Source organism: Ralstonia sp. R-29 (genome assembly GCF_049913345.1).
Classification (GTDB): domain Bacteria; phylum Pseudomonadota; class Gammaproteobacteria; order Burkholderiales; family Burkholderiaceae; genus Ralstonia.
This window is the reverse complement of sequence record NZ_CP184378.1, coordinates 863,017-878,338: the sequence shown is the minus strand read 5'-3', so window position 1 is coordinate 878,338 and position 15,322 is coordinate 863,017. Positions and strand designations below refer to the sequence as shown.

Sequence of the window (15,322 nt, the reverse complement as noted above, 5' to 3'; positions counted from 1 at the left end):
GAACCTGGAAGCTCCATTCACCTCACTCTGATTTCAACTATGGCGACCAAAGCGAAGACCACAGCAAAGAAGGCTGCCCCGAAGAAGGCCGCGCCGGCAAAGAAAGCCGCGCCGGCGAAGAAGGCCGCCGCCGCACCAGCGTCGGTGAAGCCGCTGAAGGACACGTTCACCAAATCCAGCCTCGTGAGCCACCTGGCTGAGCAGGCACAGGTTGACGCCAAGGCCGTGAAGGCCGTGCTGGCGCATCTGGAGCAGGCCATCGTCGGCGCGCTGCACAAAAAGGGCGCTGGCGAATTCACCCTGCCGGGCCTGTTCAAGGTGGTGTCGGTCAAGGTGCCGGCGACCAAGCGCCGCTTCGGCAAGAACCCGTTCACCGGCCTGGAGCAGTGGTTTGAAGCCAAGCCGGCCACGGTGCGCGTGAAGGTCCGTGCCCTGAAGAAGGTCAAGGACGCAGCCCTGAACGGCTAATCCGTACCACGGGAAAAAAAGGGGCTTCGGCCCCTTTTTTTCATGCGCGCTCGAAATGCGTAGGAGCGAATCAACCCAGAACGGCCTGGCCGATCCCTGCCGCCGCACACAGCACCACGACAACCAGCGGCGGAACCTTCCAGCGCACCAGCAGTAGAAACGCGATGGCTGCGATGGCGAAATCGCGTGCGGAATGCACCGCGCTCGTCCACACCGGTGAATACAACGCCGTGGCCAGCAACCCCACCACCGCCGCATTCACGCCGGCCAGCCCCGATGCCATGGCAGGGCGGGCGCGCATCGCCTGCCAGTAGGGCAATGCCGCAATCACGAGTAACAACCCCGGCAGAAAGATGCCGGCAGTAGCAAGCGCCGCACCTGCCCAGTGGTTCGGGCCCGGCGCAATGTTCCAGCCCAGGAACGCGGCAAACGTAAACAACGGCCCGGGAACCGCCTGAGCGGCACCATAACCGGCCAGAAAATCACTGGATGCCACCCAGCCGGTGGCCACCGTTTGCTGCTCCAGGAGTGGCAGCACGACATGCCCGCCGCCAAACACCAGTGCACCGGAGCGATAAAACGCGTCGAACACTCTGAGCGATGGCGATGCATCCAGCCCGACCAGCACCGGCAGCCCAAACAGCAAGACGCAGAACAACACCAGCGCGATGACACCCGCGACATGCCCGACGCGGAACCCGTGCTGCGGTTCACCGGTTCGCCCCAGGGGCTGCGCGTCCGACGTCCGACACAGCAGCAACCCCAGCACAGCGCCTAGAACAATCACGATCAACTGCGCATACATGGTGCTCAGCACGCTCAGCAGGGCAATGGCGACCAGCGCGATGGCCGCACGCCGGTGGTCCGGGCACAGCCGGCGGGCCATGTCCCACACCGCCTGCGCCACCACCGCGACGGCCACCAGCTTCAACCCGTGCACGAGCCCACTGCCCAGCGCGCCGGTCAGGCTCGGTGCAACGGCGGCAAAGGCCAGCAGCAGGAACACCGAGGGCAGCGTGAATCCGCACCACGCGGCCAAGCCGCCCAGCCAGCCAGCGCGCAGCAGGCCGATGGAAAACCCCACCTGGCTGCTGGCCGGCCCCGGCAGAAACTGGCAAAGCGCAACCAGATCGGTGAATGCCGCGTCATCAAGCCAGCGGCGGCGTTCCACAAAGGCGTGGCGGAAATAGCCGAGGTGGGCGATTGGGCCACCAAAGCTCGTCAGGCCCAGTTTGAGAAAAACGCCCAATACCTCGAAGGCGGAGCCGCTGCGTTCCGGCTGAGACACGGTCATGCTGGTTGTCATCTGAAGGGATGAAGGATTCTAGTCTGCTGAATCACTGAAATGGGAGGTGAGGGACATGCCCTGCGGGATGCAGCGCTAGGCGCAAAGCGCAGCAATAGCGAGCTATTGCGAGCATTTGCAACGACGCGATGCGCCCGCAGGGCATGGCAAGCACCGACCAATTTTAGTGATTCAGTGGACTAGGGTACGGGGGAACAACGGATTGCGCGTATGCCGGAGGGCGACTGAAATGGGATAGCCGATGGCCTGACCTTGGCTACGCACTCGTCGGTCCTACGCCGGTCTCGCCCGAATGGCTGTCCCTGTCGGGCGGCGGCAATTCGTCCTATACCGATGCATGTTTGTGCCGTTCGGCTTTGGCAGTCTCGTCGTAATGTCGTCGTCATGGAATGCTTCACACGCAACACCGATAACAGGGAGACCGTATGAAAACGATGCAAGGAAAGGGCCGCGGCCGTCGATTGCGCGGTGCACTGCTGATGGTGATGGTTACGTCGGCGCTGCCCGTGGTGGCCGGTTGCGGCGGCAGTAATGACAACAACCCGGCTGAGGGCAACGTCAAACCGTCGTTTGTGGGCGCCGTCACGGTCAAGCATTTCGACGGCGTGAGCGACGATTTGCTGACGGCCGGGCTGGGTGCATCGGGGCTTGCCTCGGCCACGGCACCCACGGTGGCCAACGCCACCGCGCCGACTGCGGCAGAACTGCGGCGCCTGACCATCTACAACAACTACCGGGCGCTGGTCGATACCAACGCCAAGGGCGGTTACGGCACGCTCTACGGGCCCAACGTCGATGCCAGCGGAAACGTCACGTCGGGCAGCGGTATGGTGCCGGGCACGGAATACATCGCCTATTCGGACGACGGCTCCGGCCAACAGAACGTGGTGCTGCTGGTGCAGATTCCGGATGCCTTTGATGCGGCCAACGCATGCATCATCACGGCCACCTCATCGGGCTCGCGCGGTGTTTACGGCGCAATCTCGACGGGCGAATGGGGGCTCAAGCGCAAGTGCGCCGTCGCCTATACCGACAAGGGCACCGGCGCCGGCCCGCATGACTTGGCCACCGATACCGTGCCGCTGCAAGACGGCACACGCACCACACGCGCGGCGGCCGGCAGCAGGGCGCAGTTTGCCGCGCCGCTCACCGACACCCAGTTGGCCGCATTTAACGTGGCCACGCCGAACCGGCTTGCGTTCAAGCATGCGCATTCCCAGCGCAACCCAGAGAAGGACTGGGGCCGCTTCACGCTGCAGGCGGTGCAGTTCGCGTTCTGGGCCATCAACGACAAGCTTAGCGGTTCCAGTCCAGCCAGCAGCAGCACGCTGCCTGTGCGGCCGGACAACACCATCGTGATTGCCTCCAGTGTGTCCAACGGCGGCGGCGCGGCCATTGCGGCCGCCGAGCAGGATACGAACAACCTCATTGACGGCGTGGCCGTGGGGGAGCCGGGGCTCAACCTGCCGGCCACCACCACGGTGCAGGTGCAGCGCGGCGGTGTAACGCTGCCTGTGAGCGGCAAGCCGCTGTTCGACTACGTGAGCTACGCCAATGAGTTTCGGTTGTGTGCGGCGCTTTCGAGCAGCGTTTCGTCGGCGCCCGCGCAGTCGTTCTTTGCCGGCAACGTCGGCTGGCCGGCCAGCGTGCAGGCCAACCGGTGTGCCGCGCTGCATGCCAACGGCCTGCTGTCGGCGTCCACCACGGCCGCGCAGGCCGATGAGGCCCTCCAGAAGCTGCATACCTACGGATGGGAGCCCGAATCCGATCTCGTACATGCGTCAATGGCGTATTTCGAGATCGATCCCTCAGTGGCCACCACGTTCGGCAACGCGTTGTCGCGCTCCAGCGTGCTCGACAACCTCTGCAACTTCAGCTTTGCTGCCGTGGATGCATCTTTCCACCCGACCGCAGTCAACGCCACGGTGCTGGCGCAACTGGCCGGCACCGGCAATGGCATTCCGCCGACCACGGGCGTGCAGTTGATCAACAACCTTGCGCAGGGTGGCGCCACGCAGAGCAAGCAGTCGGTCGATTCCTCCGGCACGCAGGCGGCCAACCTGGATGGCGCCCTGTGCCTGCGCAACCTGCTCACCGGCAGCGATGCCGCTTCACAGGCGCTGCAGCTCGGCATTTCACAGACACTGCGCACTGGCAACCTGGGTGGCAGGCCAGCCCTGATCGTGCAGGGGCGCAACGACGCGCTGCTGCCGGTCAATCATGGTGCGCGGCCGTACCTGGGGCTCAACGCGCAGGTGGAGGCAAACAGCAAGCTGTCGTATATCGAGGTGACCAACGCCCAGCACTTCGACGGGTTCATCGACGCAGTGCCCGGCTACGACACGCTGTTCGTGCCGCTGGTGCTGTATGAACAACGCGCGCTGGATGCGGTGTACGCCAACTTGAAGAACGGCACGCCGCTGCCGCCGTCGCAGGTGGTGCGTACCACGCCGCGTGGGGGCACGGCGGGTGCCGCACCGGCCATCAGCGCCGCCAATGTGCCGAGCTTCACGAACACGCCCGCCGCCGCAGACCGCATCTCGGTGAACGTATCGGGCGGTGTGGCGACCGTGTCGGTGCCCAACTGAAGCCATCGCCGGTGCAATAGACAGCGGGGCCGCCTCAAGTGCGTTCGCCCATGGCGAAACGGACAGAAAGGCGGCCCCGCATTGCGTGTCTGATCGATGGGCCGTGTCTTTCCAATGAATGTGACACGGCCTTAGACGAGAATTAAAATAATTTCAGATCAGAAGATTCCGCGCCATCAAGATTCAAAAAAGCTCACCTCTGGTGCGCGTTGATTCGCTCCGTTGCGATGACATGTGCGCTTCTTACCTGTATTGGCGCCATGCACGCCATCATCGGGCATACGTACCGCCCGGTATGCCCTGATTTGAGGCCCATTGCGGCCCATTGCGATACCCACAGCGCGCTCAAGAATCCTTTGCCGATGCCGACATGTTCGGTGGAAGCAGCCTGGGCAATCTTGGGCGGGACGGCTTTGAAGATCGGTCAACGACAGCCGCGTTTTTCCCCGAGTTTCTCCTGCTTCAACGCATGCAACTGACGTTCATTGCCGAATCGTTCGGCAATGTATTGCGCAGGGCATGACGTCTCTCTTTGAAGCCGTGAAACAGGAAGAAGCAAATGAGAATCTCGGATATGAAGATCGGGGTACGACTCGGTGCCGCGTTTGCGCTGGTCGTGGCGCTGCTGATCGGTACCGCGGCGGTCGGCATCCAGCGGCTGGATGACAACAACACGAAGATGGGCCGGATCGTCAGCGAGCGCTATTCGCTGATCGCGCTCTCCAACCAGATCAAGAACAACGGCTACAAAGCCAACGGCATTCTGAGCAATCTGCTGCTGGCCACTTCGGCGGACCAGAAAGCGAAGTACATGAGCGACTACGCCGCGATCCGCCAGGCCAACGGGCAAGCCTATGGCCGCCTGGAAAAGCTGCTGACAACCGATCAGGGCAAGGCGCTCTTCAAGGAACAGTTCGATGCGCGCTCTGCCTACGGTGCCAGCGTGCGCAAGTTCTTCGAGCTTGTGGATGCCAACAAGCCCGAAGATGCGCGCGTGCTTTACCAGGGGGACATGAGCCGTCTGCAAGACCAGTACTACGTGCTGGTCGACAAGATGGTGGACCACCAGGCCGGCGAGATGGAACGCGACGTGAGCGAGGCCGCCGCGCAGGGCGCCAACGCGAAGATCCAGATGATCGTGCTGGCTGTGCTGGCCACGCTGCTGGCCATTGCCACGGGGGGCTTCATCACCCGCACGATTACGCGTCCGATCCACCATGCCCTGCATCTGGCCGAAGCGGTTGCGCAGGGCGATCTGACGCACCGTCTGGAGGCGGATACGCACGACGAGATTGGCCGTCTGCTGGCCGCGCTCAAGCGCATGACGGAGAGCCTGCACGGCATCGTCGGCCGCGTGCGCGATGGCACGGACACCATCACCCGGGCGTCACGCGAGGTGGCCAGCGGCAACATGGACCTCTCCAACCGCACCGAGCAGCAGGCCAGCTCGCTGGAAGAAACCGCAGCAGCCATGGAGCAGCTCACCTCTACCGTCAAGCAGAACGCCGACAACGCGCAAGAGGCCAGCCGCCTCGCTTCCAACGCATCGCGGGTTGCCACCAAGGGCGGGGATGCCGTGGGTGAGGCGATCGAGACCATGAGTACGATCAATGCGTCGTCGCGCAAGATCGTCGACATCATCGGCGTGATCGACAGCATTGCGTTCCAGACCAACATTCTGGCACTCAACGCCGCGGTGGAAGCCGCACGCGCCGGCGAACAGGGGCGCGGGTTTGCCGTGGTGGCGGGTGAGGTGCGCAGCCTCGCGCAGCGCAGTGCCGCAGCGGCCAAGGAGATCAAGGCGCTGATCGAGGATTCGGTCAGCCACGTCGGCACTGGCACCGCCAAGGTGGAAGAGGCGGGCCAGATCATCCGCGACGTGGTGGCCGGCATCCAGAACGTGACGAATATCGTGTCCGAGATCAGCGCATCGAGCCGCGAGCAGAGCGACGGCATCGAGCAGATCAACCAGGCCATCACCCAGATGGACAAGGCCACGCAGGAAAACGCCTCGCTGGTGGAGGAAAGCGCCACGGCGGCGCAGTCCCTGCAGGACCAGGCAGACCAACTGGCCGACATGGTCAGCACCTTCAAGCTTCATGCCGACGCATCCGGCCGCGCGCATGCCGCACAAGGCGGCGAAGCCCTCATGGCGCGCGCCGCCTGGAGCTGAGATCAAATGCCTTTGCAGTCCGTAGTTGCAGTGCTGCTGCATTGATGTTGCCGCAGTGATGTTGCTGTAAGCAGTCCAACGGAGGAGGCACGGGCCGCTGCCAGGTGGCCCGTAAAAGAAGGAATCGACGTAGCGCCCGGGGCATCTGCCCCGGTCTGGCGTTTCGAACGGTCCCGCTGTCTGCCGAGCACGTGCCTGCTACGCAACCGCTGAGTTGTTCAGAGGGGTGTACGCGTGGGAACGTCGGCGTGCCGATGGCGGGGTCAATCCACGGTGTCTCATTTCTCCTGAACAACCATGTCCTCGCTCGTTTCTCAATTGGCTGGCCCAGGTGTGTCTGCAGCGGTTGACGCGCATCCTGTGCCGGCGGGCGCCGCAGTGGCGGCGCCTCCATCCACCCCTGTCACCCACCTGATCGATGCCTACCGGGAGCTCGGCTATCGGCGCGCGCGCCTGGACCCGCTCGCGCGCGCGCCGCTGCCTGAGGTGCCGGAGCTCCGCCTGTCGTTCCACGGTCTGGACCCCGCACACAAGCGCGAGCCGGCGGGCGATGTGCTGCCCACCGCCACGACCCTGCAGGAGCTCGAATGGCAGCTCAAGCATGTGTATTGCGGCGCGATCGGCCTCGATTGCAGCGGCGTGCGCAAGCGTCAGCGTCGCACGTGGCTCTATGAGCGGATGGAAGCCGAACTGCAGGCCCCGCCGCTGACGCCAGACCAGAAACGCTGGCTGCTGAGCCGGCTGGTGGCTGCAGAGATGTGGGAGCGCTTGGCTGGCGGCACGTTCGCGCATGCCAAGCGGTTCTCGCTGGAGGGCTGCGAGAGCCTGGTGCCGCTGCTCGATACGCTGGTAGAGGCGGCCGGTGGCTGCGGCGTGCGCCAGGTCTTTCTTGGCCTGCCGCATCGCGGGCGCCTGAACACGCTCGTCAACGTGATGGGATTTGACGCCCAAGGCATGCTGGATCGGCTCGATCCCGATTCCGAGGTCGCCATCACCCAGCGGGATCTGCCGTATCACCTGGGCGGCGTCGCGCGGCGCACGGTTGCCGGCCATGACCTCACGCTGGTGCTGGCCCCCAACCCATCGCATTTGCAGAGCGTGTATCCGGTGGTCTGCGGCATGGCGCGCGCGCATGTGGATGCGCATCCTGACATGCCGTGCCTGCCGATCATGGTGCATGGCGATGCCGCCTTCGCGGGGCAAGGCGTTGTCATGGAGACCCTGACCATGACGCGCCGCGCCGGCTATACGGCGGGCGGCGTTGTGCACGTGATCGTCAATAACCAGATCGGCTTCACCACGCCCAATGTGATGGACGTGCGCGCCAACGACTACTGCACCGATGTGACACGCATGGTCGATGCGCCGGTGCTGCACGTCAACGCAGACGACCCGGAAGCCGTGCTGCGCGCCGCCCGCATCGCCATCGCCTACCGCATGGAACATGGCGCCGACATCGTGATCGACTTGATCGGCTATCGCCGGCTGGGGCACTCGGAGCACGACACGCCGGCCCTGACGCAGCCGGCGTTGCACGTGGCCATTGCCTCGCAGCCGACGGTCACCGAGCAGTATCACGCCGCCAGCGCGGAAGCGACGCGCCTGGCGGATCTGCGTGAAGCGGCCCTGCGTGACTTGCAGACGGGCGCTGCCGCAGCTGCGCTTCCGGTCGACGCATCAACCGCACACAGCGGCGTGCGTCGTCCGCTTCCGCCGCCGTCGCTGCCGCGCTTGCAGGCGCTGACGCACATGCTCACCACGCCGCCCGACGGGGTACTGCTGCACGATGTCGTGCGTGGCTTGTGCGAGCGGTGGCGTACGGCGGTGTCGAATGGCGAACATCGGGCCGACTGGTGCATGGCCGAAAACCTGGCGCATGCCACGTTGCTGGAAGCGGGGCATAGCGTCCGCTTGTCTGGCATGGACGTGGGGCGCGGTACGTTTATGCACCGGCATGCGGTGTGGCATTCGCAAGCCGCAGCATCCGGCGTGGGTGGCCAGTACATCCCGCTGCAGCAGGTGGGTGAGTGCCAGGGCGCGTTTGACATCGTCAACTCGCCGTTGATGGAAGAAGCCGCGCTCGGCTTTGAATACGGCTACAGCGTGCAGACCCGCACGCGGCTCACGTTGTGGGAGGCGCAGTTTGGCGATTTCGTCAACGGCGCGCAGGTCTTTATCGATCAGTACATCGCGTCGGGCGAGTACAAGTGGGGCAACCAATCGGCGCTGGTTGTGCTGCTTCCGCACGGTCACGAAGGTGTCGGGCCGGAGCACTCCAATGGCTTCCTGGGGCGCTTTCTGCAGCTCTGCGCAGACGGCAACCTGCGCGTGGTCATGCCGTCAACCTCGGGCCAGTGGTTCCATCTGTTGCGCGAACAGGCGACGTTGGCAGCGCCCAAGCCGCTCATTGTTATGTCGCCCAAGGCGGAACTGTATGGCAACGGGCGCTCGCATTCGCCTGTGAACGATCTGGTGGGCGGATGCTTCATGTCGGTGTTGGCGGATGCAGGTGTGATTGACCCGCAAGCCGTTACGCGGGTGGTGCTGAGCAGCGGCAAGTTCTTCTATGAGCTGCGGGCCCGGCGGGAGCAGGATGCCCGTACGGATGTAGCGTTGATTCGCGTCGAGCAGCTTTATCCGTTTCCGCAGGCGGCGCTCGTGGATGCGCTCGCAGTGTTCCCGAACCTGAAGGAAATCGTCTGGGCGCAGGAGGAAGACGCCAACCAGGGCGCGTGGCGTTTCGTGCGTGAAGCGCTGGAAGCTTGCTTACCAGCGGGGCGTCGGCTGACTGGCGTCTGCCGCAGCGCTACGCCGTCGGGTGCGCATGCATCGGTGCGGGCGCATGAGGCCGAGCAGCGCCGGCTGGTTGCGGCTGCGCTAGGCACGCTGCGTTGATTGGACGACGACGCGGCCGGCAAGCGCTTGTGCGCCAACGCTGGCCGCGTCGTCGGTTCCCCATCAGCCGTTGCGCTGCGCCGTCAGGCGATTACGCAGCATTCCGGCACGGTTGCCGCTTCGGCAATATGCGAGGATCGGTTTCGGCAAGGCGTCGATCAGCGCGCCAAACGCTTCCACTTCAGCATCGCCAATCTGATCCGGGGTGACCGGAAGGTAGCGTGCATCCATGCCCAATTCACGGGCGGCTGCTGCGATCTCGTCAAAGGCCGGCTGGTCTGCGGATTCTCCGTCGGGCCGGTTGCAGATGACGGAGCGGAACCCTGCATCACGAATCGCTTTGAGGTCTGCCTGGCTGATCTGTCGGGATGTGGTGACCCCGTCGTCTACCGTGGCCCGGCATTGCGCAATGGCTTGCTGGAAGCACGCGATTGCCGCATCGACGTCTGCCTCGGTTGTAAAGCGCCCCAGACTCACGCGCACCGTGCGCCCGGCCGCAGCGGCATCCAGCCCGATGGCCGTCAGCACGTGGGACGGTGTGCCAGCAGCGGAGTTGCATGCCGAGGTGGACGACACGGCCAGCGTATCGCCGAGCATGAACGGGAAAAAGCCCGGTGCGTTGACCGTCAAGCTCAAGGTATGGGGAACGCGCCGCGTTGCCTCTGCGTTCTGCACCACATCGCCGAGGGCGAGAACCGACGCTTTCAGCCGTGCGCTGAGCGCTGAAATCCGCTGCGTTTCGTGTTCAAGATCCTCTGCTGCCAACGCACAGGCGGTACCCATGCCCACGATCTGGTGGGTGGCCAGCGTGCCCGAGCGCAACCCACGCTCGTGTCCGCCACCGTGCATTTGCGGGGCGATGCGTGCCGCGATGTCGCGACGCACGAACAGCGCGCCAATGCCCTTCGGGCCATAGACCTTGTGTGCGGACATCGACAGCATGTCGATGCCAAGCGCCTGCACATCAATCGGCGTTTTGCCCAGCGCTTGTGCTGCATCGACATGAAGCAGCGCGCCAGCGGCGTGAACGATCTCGGCAATCGCGCGAATGTCCGTCAGCGTGCCCAGTTCGTTGTTCACCAGCATGAGCGAAACCAGGCCGGTATTCGGGCCGATGGCCGCGGCGACGGCGTCGACGGTGATTTCACCTGAAGGCGCCGGCGACACGTAGGTCACTGAGCAGCCGCGCGCCGCCAGGTTGGCCATCGTGTCGAGCACGGCCTTGTGTTCGATGCGGCTGGTGATGAGGTGGCGCTTGTCGGTGGCCGTATCGGCGTAGCCCTTCAGCGCGAGGTTGTTGGACTCAGTGGCGCCGGACGTCCAGATGATCTCGTCGGCGTTGGCGCCAATCAGCGCGGCGACTTGTTCGCGAGCCTGCTCCACCTTGTTCCGGGCCACGCGGCCGGTGGCATGCGAGCTTGAAGCCGGGTTGCCGAATGCGCCTTCGATGCCGAGGCAGGCCATCATCGATTCAATGACCCGGGGGTCCGCAGGCGTGGTGGCTGCGTAGTCGAGGTAATGGGGCGTGTTGCGTTCGCTCATGTCATTGTCTTGCGCGGTGGAATGCAGAAATGATACTGGCGGACGGTGGGAAAAATGATCCTAAATTACCTGCAATATCCGCATTTTGTAGATAAATATTCTCCTGTATGTCGCGTGAGAAGATATTTATACTGTGCAGATAAGGCGGGTGTTTCCCGGCCCTTCAGATACAACCCGACGGACCTCGATTCAACACAGGAGCTGAAGCATGGATGCGATCGACCGCGAGCTAGTCAGGCTGTTGCAGGCCGATGTCACGTTGCCGATTGCCGAGCTTGCGCAGCGTGTGAATCTCTCGCAAACGCCGTGCTGGAAGCGGGTGCAGCGGTTGAAGGAAACGGGCGTCATCCGTGCGCAGGTGGCGCTGTGCGATGCACGCAAGCTGGGCGTGGGGACAACGGTGTTCGTTGCGGTGCGCACCGATCAGCACACGGAGAAGTGGGCGCAGCGTTTTACCCAGGTGGTGCGCGATATCCCGGAGGTGGTCGAGGTCTATCGGATGAGCGGCGACATGGACTATCTGCTGCGCGTGGCGGTGTCCGGCATTGACGACTACGACCGCGTGTACCGGCAGCTCATCCGCGCCGTATCGCTGTCGGACGTCAGCTCGTCGTTTGTAATGGAGGAGATCAAGTATTCGACGGCGCTGCCCGTGCGGGACACCGGCCAGCAAGGGTGACGCGGTATTGGCCCCAACCGTTCAAGGCTGCGGGCCGAACAATTGCTGGAGCAGCCCACGCATCCAGACCAGGGCCGGATCGGTCGCGCGACTGTCCGCCCAGAACAGGTCGATATCAAACGACGGTATGGCGGCCGGCACTTCGGCCATCGCAAACGGGCCCGTCGCAACACACTGTTCCGCCAGGCGCGCGGGAATGACGACCATCAGGTCCGAGCTTTCCACGATGCGCGAGACCACCAGGAAGCTAGGCAGGCGCAGGGCGATGCGCGCCCCCATTTTGACCAGCATGCCTTCGACGACTTCATGGCCCGTCGTGCAGACCAGGGCATGCCCGTATGCGGCGAAATCCTTACGCGACAGCGCCTTCCCCGCCAGCGCGTGCGTTGCGCGCATCAGCACCACATAGCGGTCTTTGAACAGCGTGTACCGGGCAGTGCCTTGCCCAACCGCTTTGGGCAAGCGACCGAAAGCGAAATCGAGACGTCCATCATCCAGCGCAGCGGCTATGGTGTCGGCGGCTAGCGCATCTACCTTGATCACCACGTTGGGCGCCTGCGCCTGCAGTTGCGCCAGCAAGCTTGGCAAGAACGCCACCTGAGCAAAGTCGGTCAGGTGCATGCGGAATTCGCGGTCGCTGGTGGTCGGGTCGAAGTGCTTGCTTAGCTCCAGCGCCTGGCTCACCTCACGCAGTGCGCGCTCGATCGGTACGGCAAGCTGCTCGGCATAGGACGTCGGCCGCATGCCGTAGGGGCCTGGCACAAACAGCGGATCGTCAAACACTTCACGCAGCCGTGCCAGCGCATTGCTCATGGCGGGCTGCGTCACGTTGTAGTGCTTGGCCGCCGTCGTGACGTTGCGCGTCTCATAGATTGCCTGGAACACGCTGAGCAGGTTCAGATCAAGTCGTTTCGGCAGCATGGGGCGCATTCGCCAAATGAATGCCGACCATCATAACAATAAATTTGATGTATCCAGACCCTGATATCAGACTGATAAAAACGAGGCCGCCGCATGATCGGTAAAACGGCCACCAGAACTTCAAGGAGACGCACGCATGTTCCTCAAGAACGCGTGGTACGTGGCTTGTACCCCCGATGAAATCGCCGACAAACCGCTGGGCCGCCGCATCTGTGGCGAACGCATGGTGTTCTATCGCGGCGAGGGCGGCAAAGCGGTTGCGCTGGAAGACTTCTGCCCGCACCGTGGCGCGCCGCTGTCACTGGGCTTTGTGCGCGATGGCCAACTGGTTTGCGGCTACCACGGCTTGACGATGCAGGCCGATGGCAAGTGCGCCAGCATGCCCGGCCAGCGCGTGGGCGGGTTTCCGTGCATCCGTCATTTTCCGGTGGTGGAGCGCTACGGCTTCATCTGGGTATGGCCCGGCGATGCTGCGCAGGCTGATCCCGCGTTGATCCATCACCTCGAATGGGCGGAGAGCCCGGCGTGGGCGTACGGCGGTGGGCTGTACCACATCCAGTGCGACTACCGGCTGATGATCGACAACCTGATGGACCTCACGCACGAGACCTACGTGCATGCCACCAGCATCGGCCAGCCGGAAATTGAAGAAGCCGCGCCGCACACCAAGACCGACGGCGACACCGTCATCACCAGCCGCTTCATGGAGAACATCCTGCCGCCGCCGTTCTGGGCCACCGCACTGCGCGGCGCGGGCCTGGCAGACAACGTGCCATGCGACCGGTGGCAGATCTGCCGCTTTACGCCGCCCAGCCACGTGATGATTGAAGTGGGCGTGGCGCATGCCGGCAAGGGCGGATACCACGCGGACCCGCAGCACAAGGTCAGCAGCATCGTGGTCGACTTCATCACGCCGGAAACCGAGACCTCCATCTGGTATTTCTGGGGCATGGCGCGCAACTTCTGCGTGGACGATGCGGCGTTGACCGACACCATCCGCACCGGGCAGGGCAAGATCTTCAGCGAGGATCTCGACATGCTCGAACAACAGCAGCGCAACCTGCTGGCCTATCCGGAACGCAAGCTGCTCAAGCTCAACATCGACGCCGGGGGCGTGCAGTCGCGCCGCGTGCTGGAGCGCTTGATCGAGCGCGAGCAACAGGAGCAGCAGGAGGCGGTGCCATGCAAGTGATCGTCCTCAGCAAGGCGGATACCGCGCAGGACATCGTGACGTTCGAGCTTGCGGCGCCCGACGGGAATGCGCTACCCCCGTTCAGCGCCGGCGCCCACATCGACGTACATGTGGGAGACATGGTGCGGCAGTACTCGCTCTGCAACCGGCCAGGAGAAACCCACCGCTACCAGATCGGCGTGCTGCGCGATGCCAACTCGCGCGGCGGCTCGGTGGCCATGCATGCGCTGGCGGTGGGGGACACGCTTGAGATCAGCGCGCCGAAGAACCACTTCCCCCTGGCCGCGGAGGCGCGGCATTCGATTCTGCTGGCCGGTGGTATTGGCGTGACGCCGCTGCTGGCGATGGCGGAACAGCTCGCGGCGGAGGCGGCCTCGTTTGCGTTGCACTACGCCACGCGTTCAGCGGAGCGCACGGCGTTCCGCGATCGTCTGGCCGCCGCGCACCTGGCGCCGCACACACGGTGCTATGTCGATGATGCCCCGCAGGATGGGCGGCTCGATCTGGCCGCACTGCTGTCGCAGCCGGACGCTGGAGCGCACGTGTACGTGTGTGGGCCCGCAGGCTTCATCGACGCGGCCCTGCATCAAGCACGTGTACAGGGCTGGCCAGAGGCCAACCTGCATCGCGAATACTTTGGCGCGGCGAAGCCCGCAGCGGGCGAGACGGACGGGAGCGCGTTCGAAGTCCGGCTCGCACACAGCGGCAAGACGATGACGGTGCGTGCCGGAGAAACAGTGGTCGATGTGTTGCGCAGCTGCGGCATCGATTGGCCGACTTCGTGCGAGCAGGGCGTGTGCGGTACGTGCCTGACCAAGGTGCTGCAGGGCGAAGCGCAGCACCACGACAACTACCTGACGGAAGAAGAGCGCGCCGGAGGCTGCTTCCTGCCCTGCGTATCGCGGGCCAGCGGGCTGCTGGTGCTGGATATTTAGACCGCGTCCACGCTCAGCGTCCGGACAAGGGCGCGCAACTGATGATGAAACTGCTCGCGTGTGCCGCCATCCATGTCGGCCAGCATAGCGGCTTCGACCTGCGCGACGACGATGTCGCATTGGCGCAGCAGGTCTTGCCCTTGCTCGGTTAGCATGATGTGGATGATGCGACCGTGATTGGGGTCGGGCTCGCGCAGGATCCATCCGCGGCTCTCCATCATCTTGACCATCTCGTTGGCCGACTGTGGGGAGATCAACGAGCGCTCGGCCAGTTGCGCATTGGAGAGCTGCCCATGGGTGCTCAGGAACGATAGCGTGGTGTATTGCGGTACGGTCAGTCCGAGCGGTTGCAGGTTGTCGCGTAGCCGGCGGTTCAGTACGTGATCGAGGCGGCCGACCAAGTAGGCAATCCCCATGGGTTTGCCTGCGGAACGCGGCTTCGATTGAGATGTTTTTCGCATGTTGTGCTGAGGGATGTCTTGCGCCAAGGATATCAGTAGACCTGATATCTGCTGAAGCGGCCATCCCCCAACGCATGCGCGAATCAACACGTTTTCACTTGCGGGCCAGTAGTACATCGCGCCCGATATTCGCACTTAATATCAGGATTCCTGATAAAAACT

General features: G+C 63.9%; 11 protein-coding genes. 7 read left to right on the top strand and 4 right to left on the bottom strand.

Annotation, left to right across the window (positions count from 1 at the left end; genetic code table 11):
- Positions 1 to 39: 39 nt before the first annotated feature.
- A complete protein-coding gene (locus ACN9M1_RS21135) occupies positions 40 to 468 on the top strand; it encodes an HU family DNA-binding protein (RefSeq protein WP_426400540.1) in 429 nt (142 codons plus the stop codon).
- Positions 469 to 538: 70 nt separating this feature from the next.
- On the opposite strand, the gene chrA is transcribed toward ACN9M1_RS21135, so the two are convergent.
- On the bottom strand, positions 539 to 1,774 hold the full coding sequence (gene chrA, locus ACN9M1_RS21130) for a chromate efflux transporter (protein WP_426400539.1): 1,236 nt from the start codon (positions 1,772 to 1,774) through the stop codon (positions 539 to 541).
- A gap of 485 nt (positions 1,775 to 2,259) precedes the next feature.
- Between chrA and ACN9M1_RS21125 the strand changes: the two genes are divergently transcribed.
- The 3 genes from ACN9M1_RS21125 to ACN9M1_RS21115 all read left to right on the top strand — a co-directional run bounded on the left by ACN9M1_RS21125 (position 2,260) and on the right by ACN9M1_RS21115 (position 9,430).
- The gene (locus ACN9M1_RS21125; RefSeq protein WP_426400701.1) at positions 2,260 to 4,362 is read left to right on the top strand and encodes a 3-hydroxybutyrate oligomer hydrolase family protein; all 2,103 of its coding nucleotides are present in this window, start codon (positions 2,260 to 2,262) and stop codon (positions 4,360 to 4,362) included.
- Between the two features lie 559 nt (positions 4,363 to 4,921).
- Positions 4,922 to 6,535, top strand: a complete 1,614-nt coding sequence (locus tag ACN9M1_RS21120) for a methyl-accepting chemotaxis protein (protein WP_426400538.1) — start codon at positions 4,922 to 4,924, stop codon at positions 6,533 to 6,535.
- 297 nt (positions 6,536 to 6,832) lie between these two features.
- Positions 6,833 to 9,430 (top strand): 2-oxoglutarate dehydrogenase E1 component, encoded by a 2,598-nt coding sequence (locus ACN9M1_RS21115; RefSeq protein WP_426400537.1) that lies wholly within the window; start codon positions 6,833 to 6,835, stop codon positions 9,428 to 9,430.
- Positions 9,431 to 9,493: 63 nt separating this feature from the next.
- Here ACN9M1_RS21115 and ACN9M1_RS21110 read toward each other — a convergent pair whose 3' ends face one another.
- The gene (locus ACN9M1_RS21110; RefSeq protein WP_426400536.1) at positions 9,494 to 10,972 is read right to left on the bottom strand and encodes an aminotransferase class V-fold PLP-dependent enzyme; all 1,479 of its coding nucleotides are present in this window, start codon (positions 10,970 to 10,972) and stop codon (positions 9,494 to 9,496) included.
- Positions 10,973 to 11,180: 208 nt separating this feature from the next.
- On the opposite strand from ACN9M1_RS21110, the gene ACN9M1_RS21105 reads away from it, so the two are divergent.
- Positions 11,181 to 11,651, top strand: a complete 471-nt coding sequence (locus tag ACN9M1_RS21105; protein ID WP_426400535.1) for an Lrp/AsnC family transcriptional regulator — start codon at positions 11,181 to 11,183, stop codon at positions 11,649 to 11,651.
- 21 nt (positions 11,652 to 11,672) lie between these two features.
- Here ACN9M1_RS21105 and ACN9M1_RS21100 read toward each other — a convergent pair whose 3' ends face one another.
- Positions 11,673 to 12,572, bottom strand: coding sequence for a LysR family transcriptional regulator (locus tag ACN9M1_RS21100; RefSeq protein ID WP_426400533.1), 900 nt, complete (start codon positions 12,570 to 12,572; stop codon positions 11,673 to 11,675).
- 136 nt (positions 12,573 to 12,708) lie between these two features.
- Between ACN9M1_RS21100 and ACN9M1_RS21095 the strand changes: the two genes are divergently transcribed.
- Positions 12,709 to 13,764, top strand: a complete 1,056-nt coding sequence (locus ACN9M1_RS21095) for a Rieske 2Fe-2S domain-containing protein (protein ID WP_426400532.1) — start codon at positions 12,709 to 12,711, stop codon at positions 13,762 to 13,764.
- On the top strand, positions 13,755 to 14,699 hold the full coding sequence (locus ACN9M1_RS21090; RefSeq protein WP_426400531.1) for a PDR/VanB family oxidoreductase: 945 nt from the start codon (positions 13,755 to 13,757) through the stop codon (positions 14,697 to 14,699). Before ACN9M1_RS21095 ends, ACN9M1_RS21090 begins: the two co-directional genes overlap by 10 nt.
- On the opposite strand, the gene ACN9M1_RS21085 is transcribed toward ACN9M1_RS21090, so the two are convergent.
- Positions 14,696 to 15,160, bottom strand: a complete 465-nt coding sequence (locus ACN9M1_RS21085) for a MarR family winged helix-turn-helix transcriptional regulator (protein WP_426400530.1) — start codon at positions 15,158 to 15,160, stop codon at positions 14,696 to 14,698. The two genes, ACN9M1_RS21090 and ACN9M1_RS21085, sit on opposite strands and share 4 nt — an antisense overlap.
- Positions 15,161 to 15,322 lie beyond the last annotated feature (162 nt).